This window comes from Brevibacillus sp. HB1.2 (genome assembly GCF_013332495.1).
Classification (GTDB): Bacteria; Bacillota; Bacilli; order Brevibacillales; family Brevibacillaceae; genus Brevibacillus; species Brevibacillus porteri.
Genome location: NZ_JABMIU010000003.1, coordinates 384,591 through 401,235 on the forward strand (window position 1 = coordinate 384,591; position 16,645 = coordinate 401,235).

The window sequence follows — 16,645 nt, forward strand, 5'->3', positions numbered from 1 at the left end:
TTAGGAAGGCTTTTCTTTCGGAATGAGCTCGTTCACATAGATCCATCCCTCGGGTGTGTAAACAAAGGCAGGCTCGTACTCGTCGCCCCACAGTTTCAAGATTTTTGTAAGGATGTACTTTCTTGCTTTTGCCCATTGCGGCCAGTTTTTTGTGTGAGAATTGTTGCTCTCGTGAATCAAATAATGATAGAGGTTCGTATCGACCCAGTGAATATCACCTGTTCCTATCAATTTTAATAACATGTACTTGTCATGAGAAAACCTTCCCTGCATCGGATCATCACATTCAAATCCACCGACATCACGAACCGCCTGTGTCCGATAAAAACGAGGCCAAACCATCGGAGCTTCCAAGTAATCATACTTATCTTCATAGATCGGAGGCCGCATGATTTCGGACAGTTCTCGCGTGTCACCCACTTCCTTCCAAAAAACGGTGTTGGAGAACACGACGTTCGTGGTTACGGGCTGGCGTTCCATTTCATCCAACAAAATTTCCAAGGTCTTTTCGTCGAACCAGTCATCCGAATCAAGTGAGACAAAGTAGGGCGTGTCAATCCGTTCAAGAGCAGCCGCCATTGTTTTGCCGATCCCTGAATTTTCAGGGAGTAGCACGTAGTGAATGCGGGGATCATTGAGGTACTTTTCTACGATTGTCGGTGTGTGGTCAGTAGAGGCATCGTCTACAATGAGGAGCTTCCATTCCTTGTGCGTTTGGTTCAACACACTTTCGATGGCTGTCGGAAGATACTTTTCCCGATTATAGGTTGGAATCACGACAGTAATGAGCGACATGGCGGTCGAACCCCCTCTTTTGGTCATTTTAAAATATCTGTCACCTGCCTACCTCCTTATTGATCATTGACAACGGTTTGCTTTCATTAGTTTATTACGGACTTTTATTCTTGACCCTCACCCTGACAACTGAACGTATGAACATGGTCCGGCATAAGCTTAAGAGATGCTCAAGGGTACTTACCGGAATGATATTACGGCACAGCCTGAAGAAGGGGAGTAGTAGCGGATGAAAACAGCTTTCCTTACAGGAATCACAGGTCAGGACGGCGCTTACCTGGCAAAATTTTTGCTTGAGAAGGGGTACCATGTGGTAGGACTGGTACCACGCCGTAGCACGGTGGACAGGTGGCGGCTGGAGTATTTGAACATCGCAGATCACGTAGAGTACAAGGATGGCGATCTATTGGATGTGTCGTCGTTGACGCGTGCACTGAAGGCATGTAAACCAGCGGAAGTGTATCATTTAGGAGCGCAGAGCTTTGTCGGTTCTTCGTGGGAGCAGCCTATTTTGACCGCGCAAGTAACTGGAATGGGTGTCCTGCATGTACTGGAGGCGATTCGGGAAACGGACCCCGCAATCAAAATGTATCAGGCTTCATCAAGTGAGCTGTACGGATTAATCCAGGAGCCACAGCAATCGGAGCAAACGCCTTTTTACCCAAGAAGCCCATATGCAGTCTCCAAGCTGTTTGGCTACTGGATGACCAAAAACTATCGGGAAAGCTTTCAGATGTTTAGCACAAACGGCATTTTATTCAATCATGAATCACCTTTGCGGGGGCTGGAATTTGTAACGAGGAAAGTGACACATGCTGTAGCGAGAATTGCCGCGAACAAGCAAAAGGAACTGCGGATGGGGAATATTCAGGCGAAGCGGGATTGGGGCTTTGCCGGAGATTTCGTGGAAGCGATGTGGCTGATGCTCCAGCAGGATAAACCGGATGACTATGTCATTGCGACAGGCAAAACTTCGACGGTGGAAGAGATGTGCAAAATCGCCTTCGATTATGTTGGGTTGAACTACCTGGATTACGTCGTGATCGACCCGGAATTGTATCGGCCAGCAGAAGTGGACATTTTGTTGGGCAATCCGGAAAAAGCGAAAAGAGAGCTCGATTGGACACCGAAAACAAAGCTGGAAGAGTTGATTCACATGATGGTCGAAGCGGATATGCAGCGGGTGGCAAAAGCATAGGGCTTCAAAAGGACTATGACCAAGTGACGAGGCGTCCTGCCTATGGGACGTCTTTTTCTATTCTCTCGCCTATGTCGCATCTACAGTCAACACATATATATAGGAATGGGCAATGATGTGTGTATAACCATGCTTGGAAAGGAATGGTGGGCAATGCCTACACAGAACGTTGGTTTTACTGGCGCCATTCAAACCTTTGTCGTCCCTCCAACGGTTACCTCGTTGACGATCCGGGCGGTAGGTGCCCGAGGCGGTGACGGACTCACAACTGGAGGGCGGGGGGCGTATATTCAGGGCGACTTTCCTGTGACACCAGGTGAGGTATTGTCTATCCTCGTAGGCGGAGCAGGTGGTGGCGGTGACTTAACGGCAGGTGGTGGAGGCGGCGGATCATTTGTTTGGCGCACGACGAGTCCCGTTACTGCCGCCAACATTCTGATTGCAGCAGGTGGTGGAGGTGGCGGTACCCAAGGCTCCACAGGCCGCAATGCGAATGAGTCCAGTATATCAGGTCAAGCTGGTAATGAGGCATTAGGTGGCGCAGGGGGAGTGAATGGCCTCGGAGGTGGAGGGGGCAGCGGATTACTAGGGGGTGGAGGTGCTGGAGGAGCTGGTATCGTTGGAAACGGTGCCAACGGCTCCACGGGTGCTGTTGGAGGAACGGCTATTAATGCTGGGGGTGCCGGGGGAGGTACTGGGGGTTTTGGCGGCGGCGGAGCAGGGAGCGCAGGTGGCGGCGGCGGTGGAGGATACAGCGGCGGTGGGGGTGGAGGTGGTACAAACCTTGTAGAATCATTCGGAGGAGGTGGAGGCGGAGGTTCCTTTAATGCCGGACTCAATCAGAAAAACGTTTCCGGTGTGGGAACAGGCGATGGTATCGTAGTCATCACGTTTGCGGCTGTTACACTCAATTTTACGGGCGAGCTTCAGACTTTCGTCGTCCCTCCTTGTGTTACTTCTATGACGATACAGGCAGTAGGGGCGAGAGGCGGAGGTTCACTTGATTTTGGCAGAGGAGCGTTCATCCAGGGGGATTTTTCCGTCACGCCGGGTGAAGTATTGACCGTTTTGGTTGGTGGAATGGGAAATAGTCAGAGTGGCGGTGGCGGTACATTTGTATGGCGGACTATAAACCCGGTGACAGCCGCCAATCTGCTCGTAGCAGCGGGTGGCGGAGGCGGGGAAGCCAATTTACTGCCTGGAAGGGATGCAGCTTTAACCACAAGCGGAACGGCAGGAGCGCCTGGCGGAGCTGGAGGGATCAATGGGTTAGGTGGTGGTGCGGGAGCGCCAGACGATGGAGGAGGCGGTGGAGCAGGCATTGTTGGAAATGGTTCTTCCTCCCCAGGTGGAGGCGGAGGTGGAACCGCGATCAATGCCGGTGGCGCGGGTGGAGCTCCTGATGGTGGAGGCGGAACTGGCGGTTTTGGAGGAGGCGGCGGAGGCGGAGCTAGTGGCGGTGGAGGTGGTGGAGGCTTTAGTGGTGGCGGAGGCGGAAACGGATTAGATCCCTTGTTTCCTCTAGTCGCTGGGCTCGGTGGCGGAGGTGGCTCATTCAACGGGGGGAGCAATCAGCTTAACTTGACGAGGATTGGGCTTGGCAATGGTCAGGTCATCATCAGTTTTCCTTTCGTCGGACCCCCGACCATCACATGTCCCCCTGATATCAGCACCAGTACGGATCCAGGTGTGGATTTCGGCATGGTAACGTACACGGTAACAGCGACAAGTCCTAGCTGCGGTATCGTCTCGATTTCCTGCAGTCCGTCCGGCGTCGTTCACAATTTCCCGTCTTTACCTGTAGCGGAAGTGGTTGAGACCATGGCGTTTCCGCAGGGAATGACAGTGGTGACGTGCACGGCAACGGATGCGGCTGGAAATACGAGCTCCTGTTCGTTTACTGTTACAGTTACGAACGTATTTCCAACTGCCACGCCTCCGATCCCGAACAATTTGGAGGCTAGATGCATCATGGTTCAAGAGGTATACGACTGGGTAGTCTCTACGAATCGGGAACGGAGCAAGGTATCCATCCCAGATGAATTCCTTCCGTTGGTTGATGAAGCCATACAATCTGGTCAGGACATCTCTATTCAATGCATAGAGCCTGTCGTCCCTCCGCCATTTCCGCTCTTTCAACGCTCACACACGGAATGTGTCTCCGATTTTTCTTGCAGGATCGTCAACGTTCGAAGAGTGCAGATGACAATCAATCAAACGACTTTTCTGGCAGGTATGGTACAGTTTGTTTTTCAGGCAACTGTCCTACTCCGCGTCTTTGCGAACGGAGTCTTTTTGTTCGAATTCCCGGTTGTCGTTTCGTTCGACGATGAAGTGATTCTATGCTTGCCTGAGCCTTTGGACGAAAACAATATAACCTGCCGGATCACAGGTATTGAGTGCACGCCGAATGCACACTTTCTACTTGGCGGAAGGGTCGAATTGGAAGTGATCATCTGCAAGGAGATTCAGGTACATGCGGAAGTCAAAATGGAGGTGCTGGGGAAATTTTGTTCCCCGCGTCCAAATAACATCCCTGCTCCTACTCCTACGCCCTTTTTTCGTTGCCCTTCTTTCGTATTTCCTCGGCAATGCCAATCGATTTTCCCGAGTCAGGATTAGGGGGGACAAAGTAGGATCACAACACGAGCCAAGGGGACGTTTCATAGGGGACGTCTCTTTTTTCGTAGCGTGCAAAGCTTTCTGCTAAACGCGGTGGCTCATAGGCTTATGGCAGTGTTCTGATCGTACTCCGTTTTGAAATAAAAACGGAAATGTCACCCTGTTGCTTTTTAAGGTGAACCTATTACAGATAATGAGTTAGCCTGTTCTTGTTCATTCTAGGGAAAGGGTTGCTCTTTTTCTATGGTAAATAGCCAAACTCCACCTGTTGCGTATTTGTTTCAGTTATTGGCACACTATTTGCTTAGTTAGAAAAGTACAAACATTCAAACTTATGTACACAAAGGAGACTTGCTATGAACGTCGTTGCCAACGTATACCGGGGAGAACAGGTAGAGAGCTCACATCTCGGACATATCGCAGTCGTTGATTCGCAGGGGACATTGCTCTATTTGTACGGTGATCCCCATCGCCTTACATATGCACGCTCCAGTATGAAGCCGTTGCAGACGATTCCAGTAATCGAGACGGGGACGGCAGATCGGTATGGTTTTGAGCCGGCTGATCTTTCGCTCTGTTGTGCTTCTCATAGTGGAGAGCCACGCCATCGCGCACGTGCGCTCTCTATGCTTACGCGAGCAGGTCAGCCAGAAGCGACATTGCAATGCGGGACACATGTGCCACGTCATGAGGAGAGCTACAAACAGCTGATTCGAGAGGGCAAGCCGCTTACACCTGTATTCTCGAATTGCTCCGGTAAGCACTCCGGCATGATTGCCACCGCGACACATATGGGGGAGGACGTGACTACCTATCATTTGCCTACGCATCCAGTGCAACAGCGGATTCTTGATGTAGTCGAAGACATAACAGGCTACCCCAAAGACAAAATCAACCTCGGGACAGATGGATGTGGGGTTCCCGTCCATCAATTGCCGCTCGCTCATTACGCGTGGGCATTCGCCAAGCTGGCAAGACCAGAGGTGATCGAGAATACCGAGCGACGAAAAGCCGTTCAGCGAATTACGGATGCTATGACCGCTCATCCCGAAATGGTCGGAGGCGAGAATCGATATTGCACAGACCTCATGACAGCCTTTGGCGGTCGTATCGTAGGGAAGGCAGGCGCCGAGTCCGTGTACTGCCTGGGCGATAGAGAAACAGGATGGGGCATTGCCATCAAAATTGAGGATGGAGGACCACGGGCGATCAATCCGGTCGTCAATGAAGTGCTTCGTCAACTGGGAATCGGCATGGACGGTCCTTTGGAAACGCTCGCGGAATATACAAACCCGCCCATTACAAACATGAGTGGTAACGTTGTTGGACGGATCGAGACATCCTTTATTCTCACCAAGACAGATTTTTCTTTACGTGTATAAATGGCATTCCCAGCAGTGCCGTTTATTCATAAAGCAACAAAGGCTAATTGTTGTTTAAAAAAGAAAAGGGGGTCACATGCAATGAACATTCGAAAAGGATGGAAGCTGCTTAGTACCGCTGCACTTGTCACTGTTCTTGCCATTACCGGTTGTAGTCAGTCGGCAACGCCACCAGCAGGGGGAGGTACAGCAGGTCAAGCGTCCACAGATACAGGTGGACAAGCCAATGTCGCTGGAAAACTCAAGCTCAATCTGAAGACGGAACCACCTTCGCTCGATCCACCAAAAGGCTTTGACAGTACTTCAAACGAAGTGTTGAATGCCACAATGGAAGGCTTGGTTCGTCTGGACAAGGATCACAAGCCGCAAGCAGCCATGGCCGAGAAATGGGCAGTGAGTGAGGATGGGAAAACGTATACCTTTACACTGCGCGATAGCAAATGGTCGAATGGTGAACCAGTGACAGCGCAGGATTTCGAGTTTGCGTTTAAACGCATTGTCGATCCGAACAATGCATTCCCGTCTGCTTTCCTCGCCTATTACATTGATGGAGCAGAAGCGTTCAACAAAGGAACAGGAAATGCAGACGGCGTACAGGTAAAAGCCGTAGACGAGAAGACGTTTGAGGTAAAGCTGAAGGCGCCAACAGGTTACTTCCTCCACATTCTGACGCAGCCGACCTTCTTCCCGGTGAATAAAAAAGTCGTGGAGAGCAATCCAAAATGGGCGGAAGGCGCTGCAAGCATCGTGACGAATGGACCGTTTAAAATGGAAGATTGGGTTCATGACCAATCAGTGAAGCTGGTGAAAAACGACGGCTACTGGGACCGTGATTCGATCAAATATGCGGGAATCGAGTTTGTCATGGTCAACGATGAAAATACGCAATTCCAAATGTACAAAACAGGTCAGCTCGACATGATCCAGACCGTTCCCAATGATATGAAGAAACAGTTGATCGATTCTGGGGAAGCAAAGGTAGAAACGGAAGCATCCATCTACTACTACCGCATGAACACCACAATGCCTCCATTCACTAACGCCAACATTCGGAAAGCATTTGCGCTGGCCATCGATCGCAAGACCTTGATCGACAATGTCGTGCAAGGGAAACAGACACCTGCCATGGCTCACGTACCATTAGGCTTCCCAGAGCCAGACGGAGCGGATTTCCGCACAAAGGGCGGGGATTTCTTCAAGGATAACGATGTAGAGCAAGCAAAAGCACTGCTGAAAAAAGGGATGGAGGAAGAAGGGTGGACGACCCTCCCGCCTGTCACCATGACGTATAACACCAGTGATGCGCACAAGGCCATCGCGCAAGTTTTGCAGGAAATGTACAAGAAAAATCTCGGGGTAGATGTGAAGCTGGAAAACAAAGAGTGGAAAGTATTCCTGGCTGAACAGCGTGCCCGCAGTCTTCAATTCTCCCGCTCGACGATCCCTGCTGACTACGGAGACCCGGTCAATTACCTGGAGCTGTTCGTGACTGACCATCCTGGAAACCGTGTCAACTACAGCAACAAAGAGTATGACGCACTGGTAGAGAAGATTCGCAACACTGCCGACGAAACAGAGCGCTTCAAGCTCATGCATGACGCGGAGAAAATTTTCATGGATGATATGCCACTCGTACCTATCTATTTCGGGACAAAAGTATTTATGGAGCAGCCAAACATAAAAGGCATCGTTCGCCATCCAGTTGGTACGATTGACTACAAATGGGTAGAAATCGGCAATAAGTAATAAGTAAAATAAGCGAAGACAAGAGCGAATATTCGAAACGTTCTTGTCTTCACTTTACATCTTGGAGCGGCTGATATGGACAAAAAATCGATCATATTTATTGCAAGAATGGATGAGTTTCTACAGTCCGTCGTTAGTCAGTATCATGAATTGGGGATCGGCGATGATATCCATGTCGAGGCGATGCGAGTCGACCAGCTTCCGTTACGCCCGATCACGCCTGGTGCCCTCGTCATTGTATCCACCAAAAGCATTGTCCCACTTGTACAAACGTATGTGCCAAAAGAATCCAGCATCATCATTGCCAAGCGAATGCTGCCATACCATAATTTGCGCGGCATGCTGGAAATTCCGAAAGGCGTGAAAGTGCTTCTCGTCAGTGACACCAAAGAGACTGCTGAAGAAAATGTGGAATTGCTGCGTGCCTCTGGGATGGATTTTGAACTGTATCCCTACTATCCAGGTGCTGACTATCCACCTGACATCGAGATTGCTGTAACGCCAGGAGAGGCAGAGCATGTCCCCCCGCATATTCGCAAAGTTGTCGATATCGGGTATCGGATTATCGATTTATCTACGTGGCTTGCCATCTACTCTCATTTTAAAAACGGCAATTTTCAAAAGGTGACCGCACGCGCCATGCAATCGTTGGTCGATATCACCAAAGAGCTGAACAACGAAATTCAGCATGCGCATCTGTTGAGTAAATATTTGGAGGCCATCGTCAATCGGATCGAGGACGCGGTGATTGCCATGGATGAAAAAGAAAACATTCGTTTTGTCAATCAAAAAGCAATCGATACGTTGCAGTTGGAAGGGAATGAAGTCGTCGGTGAGCGGGCGTCCAATTGCTTGCCTGCGAATTTTTATCAGTTGATCCGGCAGTGTGAAGAGAACAAAGATGTTTTGGTAGATTGGGCGAACAAAACCTACTTTTTCCGCAAAATGCACATCGTCATGGAAGGAAGCTTTCTCGGGAGTCTGCTTTTGTTTCGTCAGGCTGCAGAAATTGAAAAGCTGGAGCACGATTATCGCATGCGCCTTTACAGCAAAGGATTGGTAGCCAAGTACCAATTTGATGATTTCTATGGGGAGAGCGTGCCTGTACAAAAAGTGATTCAGATTGCCCGCAAAATCGCAAGAAGCAACTCCACCGTGCTGTTGTTGGGAGAGACAGGGACAGGGAAGGAATTGCTCGCCCAGGCTATCCACAACGCTTCGCCACGCAGAAGAGAGCCGTTTGTCGGGGTCAACTTCGCTGCCATATCGGAATCTCTTTTGGAAAGCGAGCTGTTCGGCTATGAAGAAGGGGCTTTTACCGGAGCGCGCAAAGGTGGACATATCGGCTGGTTTGAATTGGCCCACAAAGGGACCATTTTTCTTGATGAGATCGGAGATGCCAGCACGGCTATTCAAAACCGACTGCTGCGTGTATTGCAAGAACGCCAGATTATGCGCGTAGGCGGCAGCAAGATCATCCCGACAGATATTCGCGTCATCGCAGCAACGAATCAAGATTTGCAGCGGATGATTGCGGAAGGAGCCTTCCGTGCTGATTTGTATTATCGTCTGAATATCTTGCCGATTCATTTGCCACCGCTGCGAAACAGACGGGAGGATATCCCGTGGTTGGCCCATCAATTTATGAAGAAATATTCCTATGATTTACGCCGCCCACCGTTTACGTTGACCAATGAAGCCATGCGGGCGCTCCATGAGTACGATTGGCCTGGAAATATTCGCGAGCTCGAAAATGTGATTGAGTATTTAGCACACGTCGTCGAGGATGAAGCGTATCCGTATCATTTGCCGTTTCTGCGGGAAATACCGGAAGCGCCGTTGCCTGTAGATGGTCTAAACAAGGAATGTGAAATCATCGTCACTGAATATAAAAAACGAGGATTTCTGGATGAAATCACGGCTATTTTGCAGGAGCTGGGGCAAGGCAGCGGTGGACGCTATACGCTACTTGCACAGTTACAAGAAAGAGGCCACTCGGTTACCTTGCAACAGCTGCGCTATCGCCTGAAGCTTTTGCAGCAAGATGAGCTGATTCAAGTGGGAAAAGGAAGACAAGGGAGTCAGATTTCCTCAAAAGGTGAATCGTTTCTTGCCTATCTACATCAGATGAAAGCAGGGGAACGCATATGAGCGATTACTGGCGGCAGCAAGCGCTTCTGCAAAGAGAGCAGTACCTGGATGATTTGAAATCCTTTCTTTCCATTAACAGCATCGAAGATATGATGACTGCAAAAGAAGGAAAGCCATTTGGCGAAGGTGTTGCCGCGGCGCTTGAAACAATGCTCGCTCGCGGTGAGCTGGATGGCTTCCAGATCAAAAACCTGGATGGTTTCGCAGGGACAATCGAGTTCGGCGAGGGGGAAGAAGAGATCGGTGTGCTCGTTCATATCGATGTGGTCACTGTGGGAGAAGGTTGGACGACCCCGCCTTTTGAACCGAGCATTCGCGACGGTCGCATCTATGCGCGTGGAGCGATTGATGACAAAGGCCCAGCGATGGCTGCGTACTATGCGTTGAAGCTGGTCAAGGATTCAGGTTTGCCACTGACAAAACGTGTGCGAATGATCATCGGAACAGATGAAGAGAGCGGCTGGCTGTGCATGAAGCATTTTGCCGAGTATGATCGCATCCCGCCGATTGGCTTTTCACCAGATTCCTCCTTCCCGATGACACATGCCGAGAAGGGACAGATCAACCCGACATTGACGATTCCAGTGATCGAACCAATCGAACGAAATGGAGCATGGCAATTAGCGTCATTTGTCTCCGGTGATCAAGGCAACAGTGTTCCCGAAAAAGCAATCGCTCTTGTACGACTGGACTCTCAGGCACGGCAGGAGGTCGTCCTTTCTCGATTGGCGGAAGAATGGGAAATGTTTCTGAATGAAAACCACACAACTGGTCGTATGGAACTGGTAGGGCTGGGACAATTGCAATTCACGCTCGCAGGAAAGCCGGCTCATGGGATGGCGCCATTCCAGGGCGTGAATGCGGGAACCTTGTTGGCTACTTTTTTGCGCTCGTACCCGTTTGGTGGCTCCTGCTTGTCCTTTCTTACGATGTTGTCTGACGTCCTGCATGAAGATTATTTTGCTCACCATCTACATATGGCTTGCGAGGATGAAGTGTCAGGCAAGCTGACGGTCAACGCGGGAATTTTGCGTTACGATTCCAGCGAAGGGGGGACCGTTCGGCTCAATATCCGTTATCCAGCGACTGTTTCCTGTGAGGAATACGTTGAGAAATTGAAGCAAAGGACGGCAGAGCTGGATTGGACGATTGCCGATTTGCGAACATCCAAGTCGCATTATGTACCAAAAGATCATCCTGTGATCCAAACCTTGTCGCGGGTGTACGAGGAGCACACGGGAGAGCCAGCGACCCTTCTTTCCTCAGGAGGAGCAACTTATGCCAAAATCATGCCGTATGGTGTTGCTTTCGGCCCGCTCTTTCCAGGCAAGGAATCCATGGCCCATCTGACTGATGAATATGCCGAGATTGACGACCTGCTGTGTGCCATGGCGATTTACGCGCATGCCATTTACGAGCTGGCTAAGTAAACGAGGAGGACTTCCATGTCAAACTATCTGGTAAAACGTATTTTGATGATGTTCGTCACCCTGTGGATTATCGTGACGATGACGTTTGCCTTGATGCATGCCATTCCGGGGAACCCGTTTGCCTCCGAGTCGGATCAGCTGCCAGAGCAAATTCTCAATAATTTACGTGCCAAATACAACTTGGACGAGCCGTTGCCTGTTCAATATGTCTTATATCTGAAAAATCTGTTAATGCTCGACCTGGGCCCATCCATCAAATCAGACTCTCGTGGAGTCAATGACATGATTTCCGATGGCTTTGGTGCATCTGCGTGGTTGGGTGCGCAAGCGATCGGGATTGCACTCCTTTTCGGAATTTCGTTGGGCATCATCGCAGCACTCAATCGCAACAAATGGCTGGACTACGTTGCCATGGCGCTTGCTGTGTTGGGGGTAGCGATCCCGAGCTTCATTATGGCACCGCTTCTGATCAATTTTTTCGCGATCAAGCTGCCGCTCTTTCCCGTTGCGACATGGGGGACCTGGCTGCATACAATACTGCCTTCACTGGCGCTCGCCTTTGGTCCAGTTGCGGTCATTACCCGCTACATGCGTGCCAGCATGATTGAAGTCATGAACCAGAACTACATTCGAACAGCAGAAGCAAAGGGTATTCCCATGTTTATCATCGTCGTCAGACATGGAATTCGCAATGCGATTCTGCCTGTTGTCACCTTTCTCGGACCTTTGATTGCCAGTTTGATAACGGGGACCTTTGTCGTGGAGAAAATCTTTGCGATTCCCGGCATTGGCAAGTATTTCGTAGACGGTATTTTCAACCGTGACTATCCGGTCATTTTGGGTACGACTATTTTTTACAGTGCGATTCTGATTTTTACCATTTTCCTGATTGATATCGCATACACCCTGATTGATCCCCGGATCAAGCTGACCAACAAGGAGAGATAAACTGTGGCGATGGAGCACAAAGTGGACCCGTTATTTCGCCCGTTGGCGAAAAATACGCAGGCGAATGTCATTGCACGACCCAGTCTCAGCAATGGGCAGCAGGTTATTCGGAAGCTGCTGAAAAACAAGCTGGCTATGCTTGGCCTGTTCATTATTCTCGCTTTGGTTGGCATGGCGATTATTGGACCGAATCTCGTGCCGTATAGTTATTCCGACCAGAGCTTGCTGACCAAAAATCAGGAGATCTCTGCGGAGCATTGGTTCGGTACGGATGAGCTGGGACGTGACATGTTTGCCCGTACGTGGTACGGGGCGAGGATTTCTTTGACGATTGGCATTGTCGCAGCATTGATCGACCTGGTCATCGGAGTGACAGTCGGGGGAATTGCAGGCTATATGGCAGGGCGAGGCAAACGAGGGGATCGAATCGATACGATCATCATGCGTATTATCGAGGTTTTGTATGGGTTGCCGTATTTGCTGGTCGTCATTTTGCTCATGGTCGTGATGGAACCGGGAATGCTGACGATTATTATTGCTCTGTCTGCTACTGGTTGGGTCGGCATGGCGAGGTTGGTGCGCGGACAAATCCTGCAATTGAAAAATCAAGAGTTCATTCTGGCTGCCCAAGTACTGGGAGCGAAGTTTTCACGAATTTTGCTAAAGCATCTGATTCCCAACACATTTGGCGTCATTATCGTCAATTTGACCTTTACGATTCCATCGGCGATTTTTGCGGAATCTTTTCTCAGCTTTCTTGGACTCGGTGTACAAGCTCCCGTCGCCAGTTGGGGGACGATGACAAACGATGGCTTGGGCGTTATTTTAACGGGTGATTGGTGGCGACTTTTTTTCCCGGCATTGATGATCTCGCTGACGATGTTCGCCTTCAACGTATTCGGTGACGGTTTGCAGGATGCACTTGATCCACGTCTACGCGATTAGAGACGACAGGGGGAATGAGGATGAATCAGCATTTGCTGACAATCGATAACTTGCGGGTGAATTTCAAGACATATGGTGGTGAGGTTCAAGCCGTGCGGGGAGTGTCCTTTTACGTGGACAAAGGGGAGACGGTTGCCATCGTAGGCGAGAGTGGATGTGGCAAGAGCGTTACGGCTCAAGCGATCATGGGATTAATTCCGAATCCACCTGGAAAAATCGTCGGGGGAAAGGTTGTATTTGAAGGAGCCCAAATCAGTCACCTGCCCAAAAAAGAGCTGCTGGGTATTCGCGGAACGCAGATCGGCATGGTGTTTCAAGACCCGATGACAGCGCTCAATCCGACGATGAAGGTAGGGACACAAATCGTAGAGGGGTTCGTTCGCAGCCACCAAGTATCGCGAGAGGAAGCGCGAAAGCGAGCGATAGAGATGCTTTCACTCGTAGGAATTCCCGATCCGGAAAAGCGAATCGATCAGTACCCGCACCAATTCAGCGGAGGGATGCGTCAGCGTGTGGTCATTGCGATTGCTCTTGCTTGCCAACCCAAGCTGGTGATTGCTGATGAGCCGACGACAGCACTGGATGTGACGATTCAGGCGCAAATTTTGGATTTGCTCAAGCGACTGCAAGAGGAACAGGAGTTGTCGGTTGTGATTATTACCCATGATTTGGGAGTCGTAGCCGAGATCGCTCATCGCATGGTTGTCATGTATGCAGGAATGGTGGTAGAGACTGGGACGGTTGAGGACGTTTTTGCAAATCCTCGTCACCCGTATACATGGGGACTGATGCGCTCTCTCCCTCGTTTGGATGAAGGTGAAAAGCAACGGCTGATTCCCATCGAAGGCAGCCCTCCAGATTTGTTCAATCCGCCCGTCGGCTGTCCGTTTGCTGCCCGCTGTGATTTTGCGATGGAGATATGCGAACAGCAGATGCCCGTGACGAGCGAATTCGGGCGTGGACATCAGGCAGTTTGCTGGCTCCACGATCCACGGGCACCGCGAATAGAGGAGCTGGTGGCAGCAGGGAGGCAGGGAATATGACAGAAGCTTTGCTTGATGTTCGCGATTTGAAGAAGTATTTTTCGCTTGGAACGGGATTTGATTTGAAAGCAGTCGATGGTGTTTCGTTTACGATCAACAAAGGGGAGACGTTCGGTCTGGTCGGCGAAAGTGGCTGCGGGAAGTCTACGCTAGGCCGGACCATTATTCGCCTATATGATCATACAGATGGGGAAGTGCTGTTCAAAGGGAAGAATGTTCATCAGCTTCGCGGAAAAGAAGCGGGGCAGTTCAATCGGGATGCCCAGATGATTTTTCAGGACCCGCAAGCCAGTCTGAACCCGCGTATGACCGTGGAGGATATCATTGCAGAGGGCTTGGACATTCATCATTTGAGTCGCGGGATGAGACGAGAGCGTGTGGCGGAACTGCTCCATCTAGTGGGTTTGCATAAGGATCATGCGCAGCGCTTTCCGCATGAATTCAGTGGGGGACAGCGCCAACGGATCGGAATCGCGCGGGCGTTGGCAGTGGAACCGGAATTTATCATTGCTGATGAGCCGATCTCCGCACTCGACGTCTCGATTCAAGCGCAAGTCGTCAATTTATTAGAGGATTTGCAGCATGATCGCGGATTGACCTATTTGTTCATCGCACATGACCTGTCCATGGTCAAACATATTTCCAACCGGATTGGCGTCATGTATTTGGGAAAAATGGTTGAGCTTGCATCGAGCTATGAGCTGTACACTCGTCCGTTGCACCCCTATACGCAGGCGTTGCTTTCTTCTGTGCCAGTGCCTGACCCGACGGTGAAGCGGGAGCGTATCGTTTTGCAGGGAGATTTGCCGAGTCCAGCCAACAAGCCGAGTGGTTGTGGTTTTCGTACGCGCTGCCCACTCGTACAACCTCGCTGTGCGGAAGAAGTGCCGAAGTGGCAGGAGGCGCAGCCCGGGCATTGGCTGGCTTGTCATTTGATAGAGTCGTAAGAGAGGAAGAAGGGCTGTTCCCGATCGGTGGGACAGCCCTTTCTCGTGAGATTATAAATAGTAGAAACAGGTAAGAATGATCGAGAAGACAATCAGTCCAGTGCCCGACGTGAGAAAAAACGAGGTTCCGACTCGCACGAATGACTCTTTCTTTTCCTCGAAAGCAGGGTCGTTTGCCTGAACGATGTCACTGTCCATCATGCGCGGCTTGCGAAAGAACATCCCTTTCAGCTGTTTGAATCCCCGTAGAAATATAGTGAAAAATCCAGAGCGTGTAACGACGGCAATACTCCCAACGATCAATAGGAAAAGACCGATTAAAAAGCTCTGGTTAATCAATGGAACCAACGTACCTGCTTGAATGGTAATTCCTAAAATCACACTGCTGATCACCGAGAGAGCGAGTAGTAGAATGAGCCATTTTGTCAACGAAGAAGCACGTCCTTTTTATAGTGTGGGTACAATGCGCTCTGCTTCCCGCAAAAAAGCTCGAACGGCAGGTGGGGCTTCACGAAGCGAGCGTACAGCCAAGCCGATTTGCCGAGAGAGAGGCGGTGTGATTTCTATGACAGCGACATCGGGTAGTTGCGCTGGTAGAGTCAGTGACGGAACGACTGTCACCCCAACACCGCTTTCTACCATTGCGAGTATCGTTGTATTATCCGCGATTTCATAGGAAACATTTGGCGTAAGTCCAGTCTTGGCAAACTCCGCGCCTATCAACAAGTGACAACCAGCCATGGGCATGAGAAACGATTCGCGGGCTAATTGCTCCAAGGTAAGAGAGGGCTCTTTTGCCAGAGGATGATGGGCTGGCACGACAGCATGCAGGGCGTCTGTCGTCAGTAGAATTCCCTCTAGCTCGTCATCGGGCCACACATGAAACCCGACATCGACAACCCCAGAGCGAACCCATTCTTTTATTTCTTGATAGCTTCCTTCATATAACTTTGTTTGCATATGCGGATAGTGACTCTGCATTGCTTTTAGCAATTTTGGCAGGAGCTGAGCGGTTACGCTGGGAAAAGAAGCAATCCGGAGCGTCGCCTCCAAATGCTCGCTTGATTCGGCAGCTACCTGTTTAATCAACGAGACGTTTTCCAATATGGTCCGAGCAGAGGCGACGATTTTTTCGCCAGCTGCGGTCAGCTTAACACCGCCACGATTTCGGATGAACAAGGAAATACCAAGATCTTTCTCCAGTGCGCCGATGGTATGACTCACTCCTGACTGGCTCAATCCGATTTGTTCTCCAGCTCGCGTGAAATTACCAGCGTTCGTGACAGCCACAAGGACTTCCATTTGAAACAAAGTCATGGAGCTCCTCCTTTCATGAAGTTTTTATCATGGTTGGTATGCGAAAGCTTCATTTTACAGCGCGGTTGCATCACTTTAAGATGAAAAGTAAGAGAAGCATTCGTTTAACAAAAGGAGAGAA

13 protein-coding genes are annotated in these 16,645 nt (G+C 50.2%); 10 read left to right on the plus strand and 3 right to left on the minus strand.

Annotated elements, in window-relative coordinates; translation table 11 throughout:
* Entirely contained in the window at window positions 1–795 is a 795-nt protein-coding gene (locus HPY28_RS09885; protein ID WP_174230500.1) for a glycosyltransferase family 2 protein, read from the minus strand.
* A 229-nt stretch (window positions 796–1,024) separates the two neighbouring features.
* On the opposite strand from HPY28_RS09885, the gene gmd reads away from it, so the two are divergent.
* The 10 genes from gmd to HPY28_RS09935 all read left to right on the plus strand — a co-directional run bounded on the left by gmd (window position 1,025) and on the right by HPY28_RS09935 (window position 15,207).
* On the plus strand, window positions 1,025–1,993 hold the full coding sequence (gene gmd, locus HPY28_RS09890) for a GDP-mannose 4,6-dehydratase (protein WP_017247466.1): 969 nt from the start codon (window positions 1,025–1,027) through the stop codon (window positions 1,991–1,993).
* Between the two features lie 153 nt (window positions 1,994–2,146).
* Window positions 2,147–4,615 carry a BMQ_0737 family morphogenetic spore coat protein gene (locus HPY28_RS30825; protein ID WP_174230501.1) on the plus strand — a complete coding sequence of 823 codons (2,469 nt, stop codon included), beginning with the start codon at window positions 2,147–2,149 and terminating at the stop codon, window positions 4,613–4,615.
* 356 nt (window positions 4,616–4,971) lie between these two features.
* Entirely contained in the window at window positions 4,972–5,997 is a 1,026-nt protein-coding gene (locus tag HPY28_RS09900) for an asparaginase (protein ID WP_174230502.1), read from the plus strand.
* 81 nt (window positions 5,998–6,078) lie between these two features.
* Window positions 6,079–7,743 (plus strand): peptide ABC transporter substrate-binding protein, encoded by a 1,665-nt coding sequence (locus tag HPY28_RS09905; RefSeq protein ID WP_174230503.1) that lies wholly within the window; start codon window positions 6,079–6,081, stop codon window positions 7,741–7,743.
* A 75-nt stretch (window positions 7,744–7,818) separates the two neighbouring features.
* Complete coding sequence (locus HPY28_RS09910; RefSeq protein ID WP_173622427.1) at window positions 7,819–9,894, plus strand: sigma-54 interaction domain-containing protein; 2,076 nt, start codon at window positions 7,819–7,821, stop codon at window positions 9,892–9,894.
* Entirely contained in the window at window positions 9,891–11,324 is a 1,434-nt protein-coding gene (gene pepV, locus HPY28_RS09915; protein WP_174230504.1) for a dipeptidase PepV, read from the plus strand. Before HPY28_RS09910 ends, pepV begins: the two co-directional genes overlap by 4 nt.
* 15 nt (window positions 11,325–11,339) lie before the next feature.
* Window positions 11,340–12,272, plus strand: a complete 933-nt coding sequence (locus HPY28_RS09920) for an ABC transporter permease (protein ID WP_017247474.1) — start codon at window positions 11,340–11,342, stop codon at window positions 12,270–12,272.
* Window positions 12,273–12,281: 9 nt separating this feature from the next.
* Window positions 12,282–13,217 (plus strand): ABC transporter permease, encoded by a 936-nt coding sequence (locus HPY28_RS09925; RefSeq protein ID WP_039960745.1) that lies wholly within the window; start codon window positions 12,282–12,284, stop codon window positions 13,215–13,217.
* Between the two features lie 20 nt (window positions 13,218–13,237).
* Complete coding sequence (locus HPY28_RS09930; RefSeq protein ID WP_026042967.1) at window positions 13,238–14,260, plus strand: ABC transporter ATP-binding protein; 1,023 nt, start codon at window positions 13,238–13,240, stop codon at window positions 14,258–14,260.
* Window positions 14,257–15,207, plus strand: coding sequence for an ABC transporter ATP-binding protein (locus tag HPY28_RS09935; RefSeq protein ID WP_026042968.1), 951 nt, complete (start codon window positions 14,257–14,259; stop codon window positions 15,205–15,207). The genes HPY28_RS09930 and HPY28_RS09935 overlap by 4 nt, the downstream gene beginning before the upstream one ends.
* A gap of 51 nt (window positions 15,208–15,258) precedes the next feature.
* Here HPY28_RS09935 and HPY28_RS09940 read toward each other — a convergent pair whose 3' ends face one another.
* Both HPY28_RS09940 and HPY28_RS09945 read right to left on the minus strand, forming a co-directional pair.
* Window positions 15,259–15,636: a DUF3899 domain-containing protein gene (locus HPY28_RS09940; protein ID WP_017247476.1), complete on the minus strand. Its 378-nt coding sequence runs from the start codon at window positions 15,634–15,636 to the stop codon at window positions 15,259–15,261.
* An 18-nt stretch (window positions 15,637–15,654) separates the two neighbouring features.
* A complete protein-coding gene (locus tag HPY28_RS09945) occupies window positions 15,655–16,524 on the minus strand; it encodes a LysR family transcriptional regulator (protein WP_174230505.1) in 870 nt (289 codons plus the stop codon).
* Window positions 16,525–16,645: the final 121 nt, after the last annotated feature.

Bases quoted from the DNA above. Each gene is read 5' to 3' on its own strand.
- HPY28_RS09925 (WP_039960745.1), top strand. From the start codon at position 12,282: ATGGAGCACAAAGTGGACCCGTTATTTCGCCCGTTGGCGAAAAATACG.
- HPY28_RS09885 (WP_174230500.1), bottom strand. From the start codon at position 795: ATGTCGCTCATTACTGTCGTGATTCCAACCTATAATCGGGAAAAGTAT.
- HPY28_RS09900 (WP_174230502.1), top strand. From the start codon at position 4,972: ATGAACGTCGTTGCCAACGTATACCGGGGAGAACAGGTAGAGAGCTCA.
- HPY28_RS09910 (WP_173622427.1), top strand. From the start codon at position 7,819: ATGGACAAAAAATCGATCATATTTATTGCAAGAATGGATGAGTTTCTA.
- HPY28_RS09935 (WP_026042968.1), top strand. From the start codon at position 14,257: ATGACAGAAGCTTTGCTTGATGTTCGCGATTTGAAGAAGTATTTTTCG.
- HPY28_RS09945 (WP_174230505.1), bottom strand. From the start codon at position 16,524: ATGACTTTGTTTCAAATGGAAGTCCTTGTGGCTGTCACGAACGCTGGT.
- HPY28_RS09930 (WP_026042967.1), top strand. From the start codon at position 13,238: ATGAATCAGCATTTGCTGACAATCGATAACTTGCGGGTGAATTTCAAG.
- HPY28_RS09920 (WP_017247474.1), top strand. From the start codon at position 11,340: ATGTCAAACTATCTGGTAAAACGTATTTTGATGATGTTCGTCACCCTG.
- HPY28_RS09905 (WP_174230503.1), top strand. From the start codon at position 6,079: ATGAACATTCGAAAAGGATGGAAGCTGCTTAGTACCGCTGCACTTGTC.
- HPY28_RS30825 (WP_174230501.1), top strand. From the start codon at position 2,147: ATGCCTACACAGAACGTTGGTTTTACTGGCGCCATTCAAACCTTTGTC.
- pepV (WP_174230504.1), top strand. From the start codon at position 9,891: ATGAGCGATTACTGGCGGCAGCAAGCGCTTCTGCAAAGAGAGCAGTAC.
- gmd (WP_017247466.1), top strand. From the start codon at position 1,025: ATGAAAACAGCTTTCCTTACAGGAATCACAGGTCAGGACGGCGCTTAC.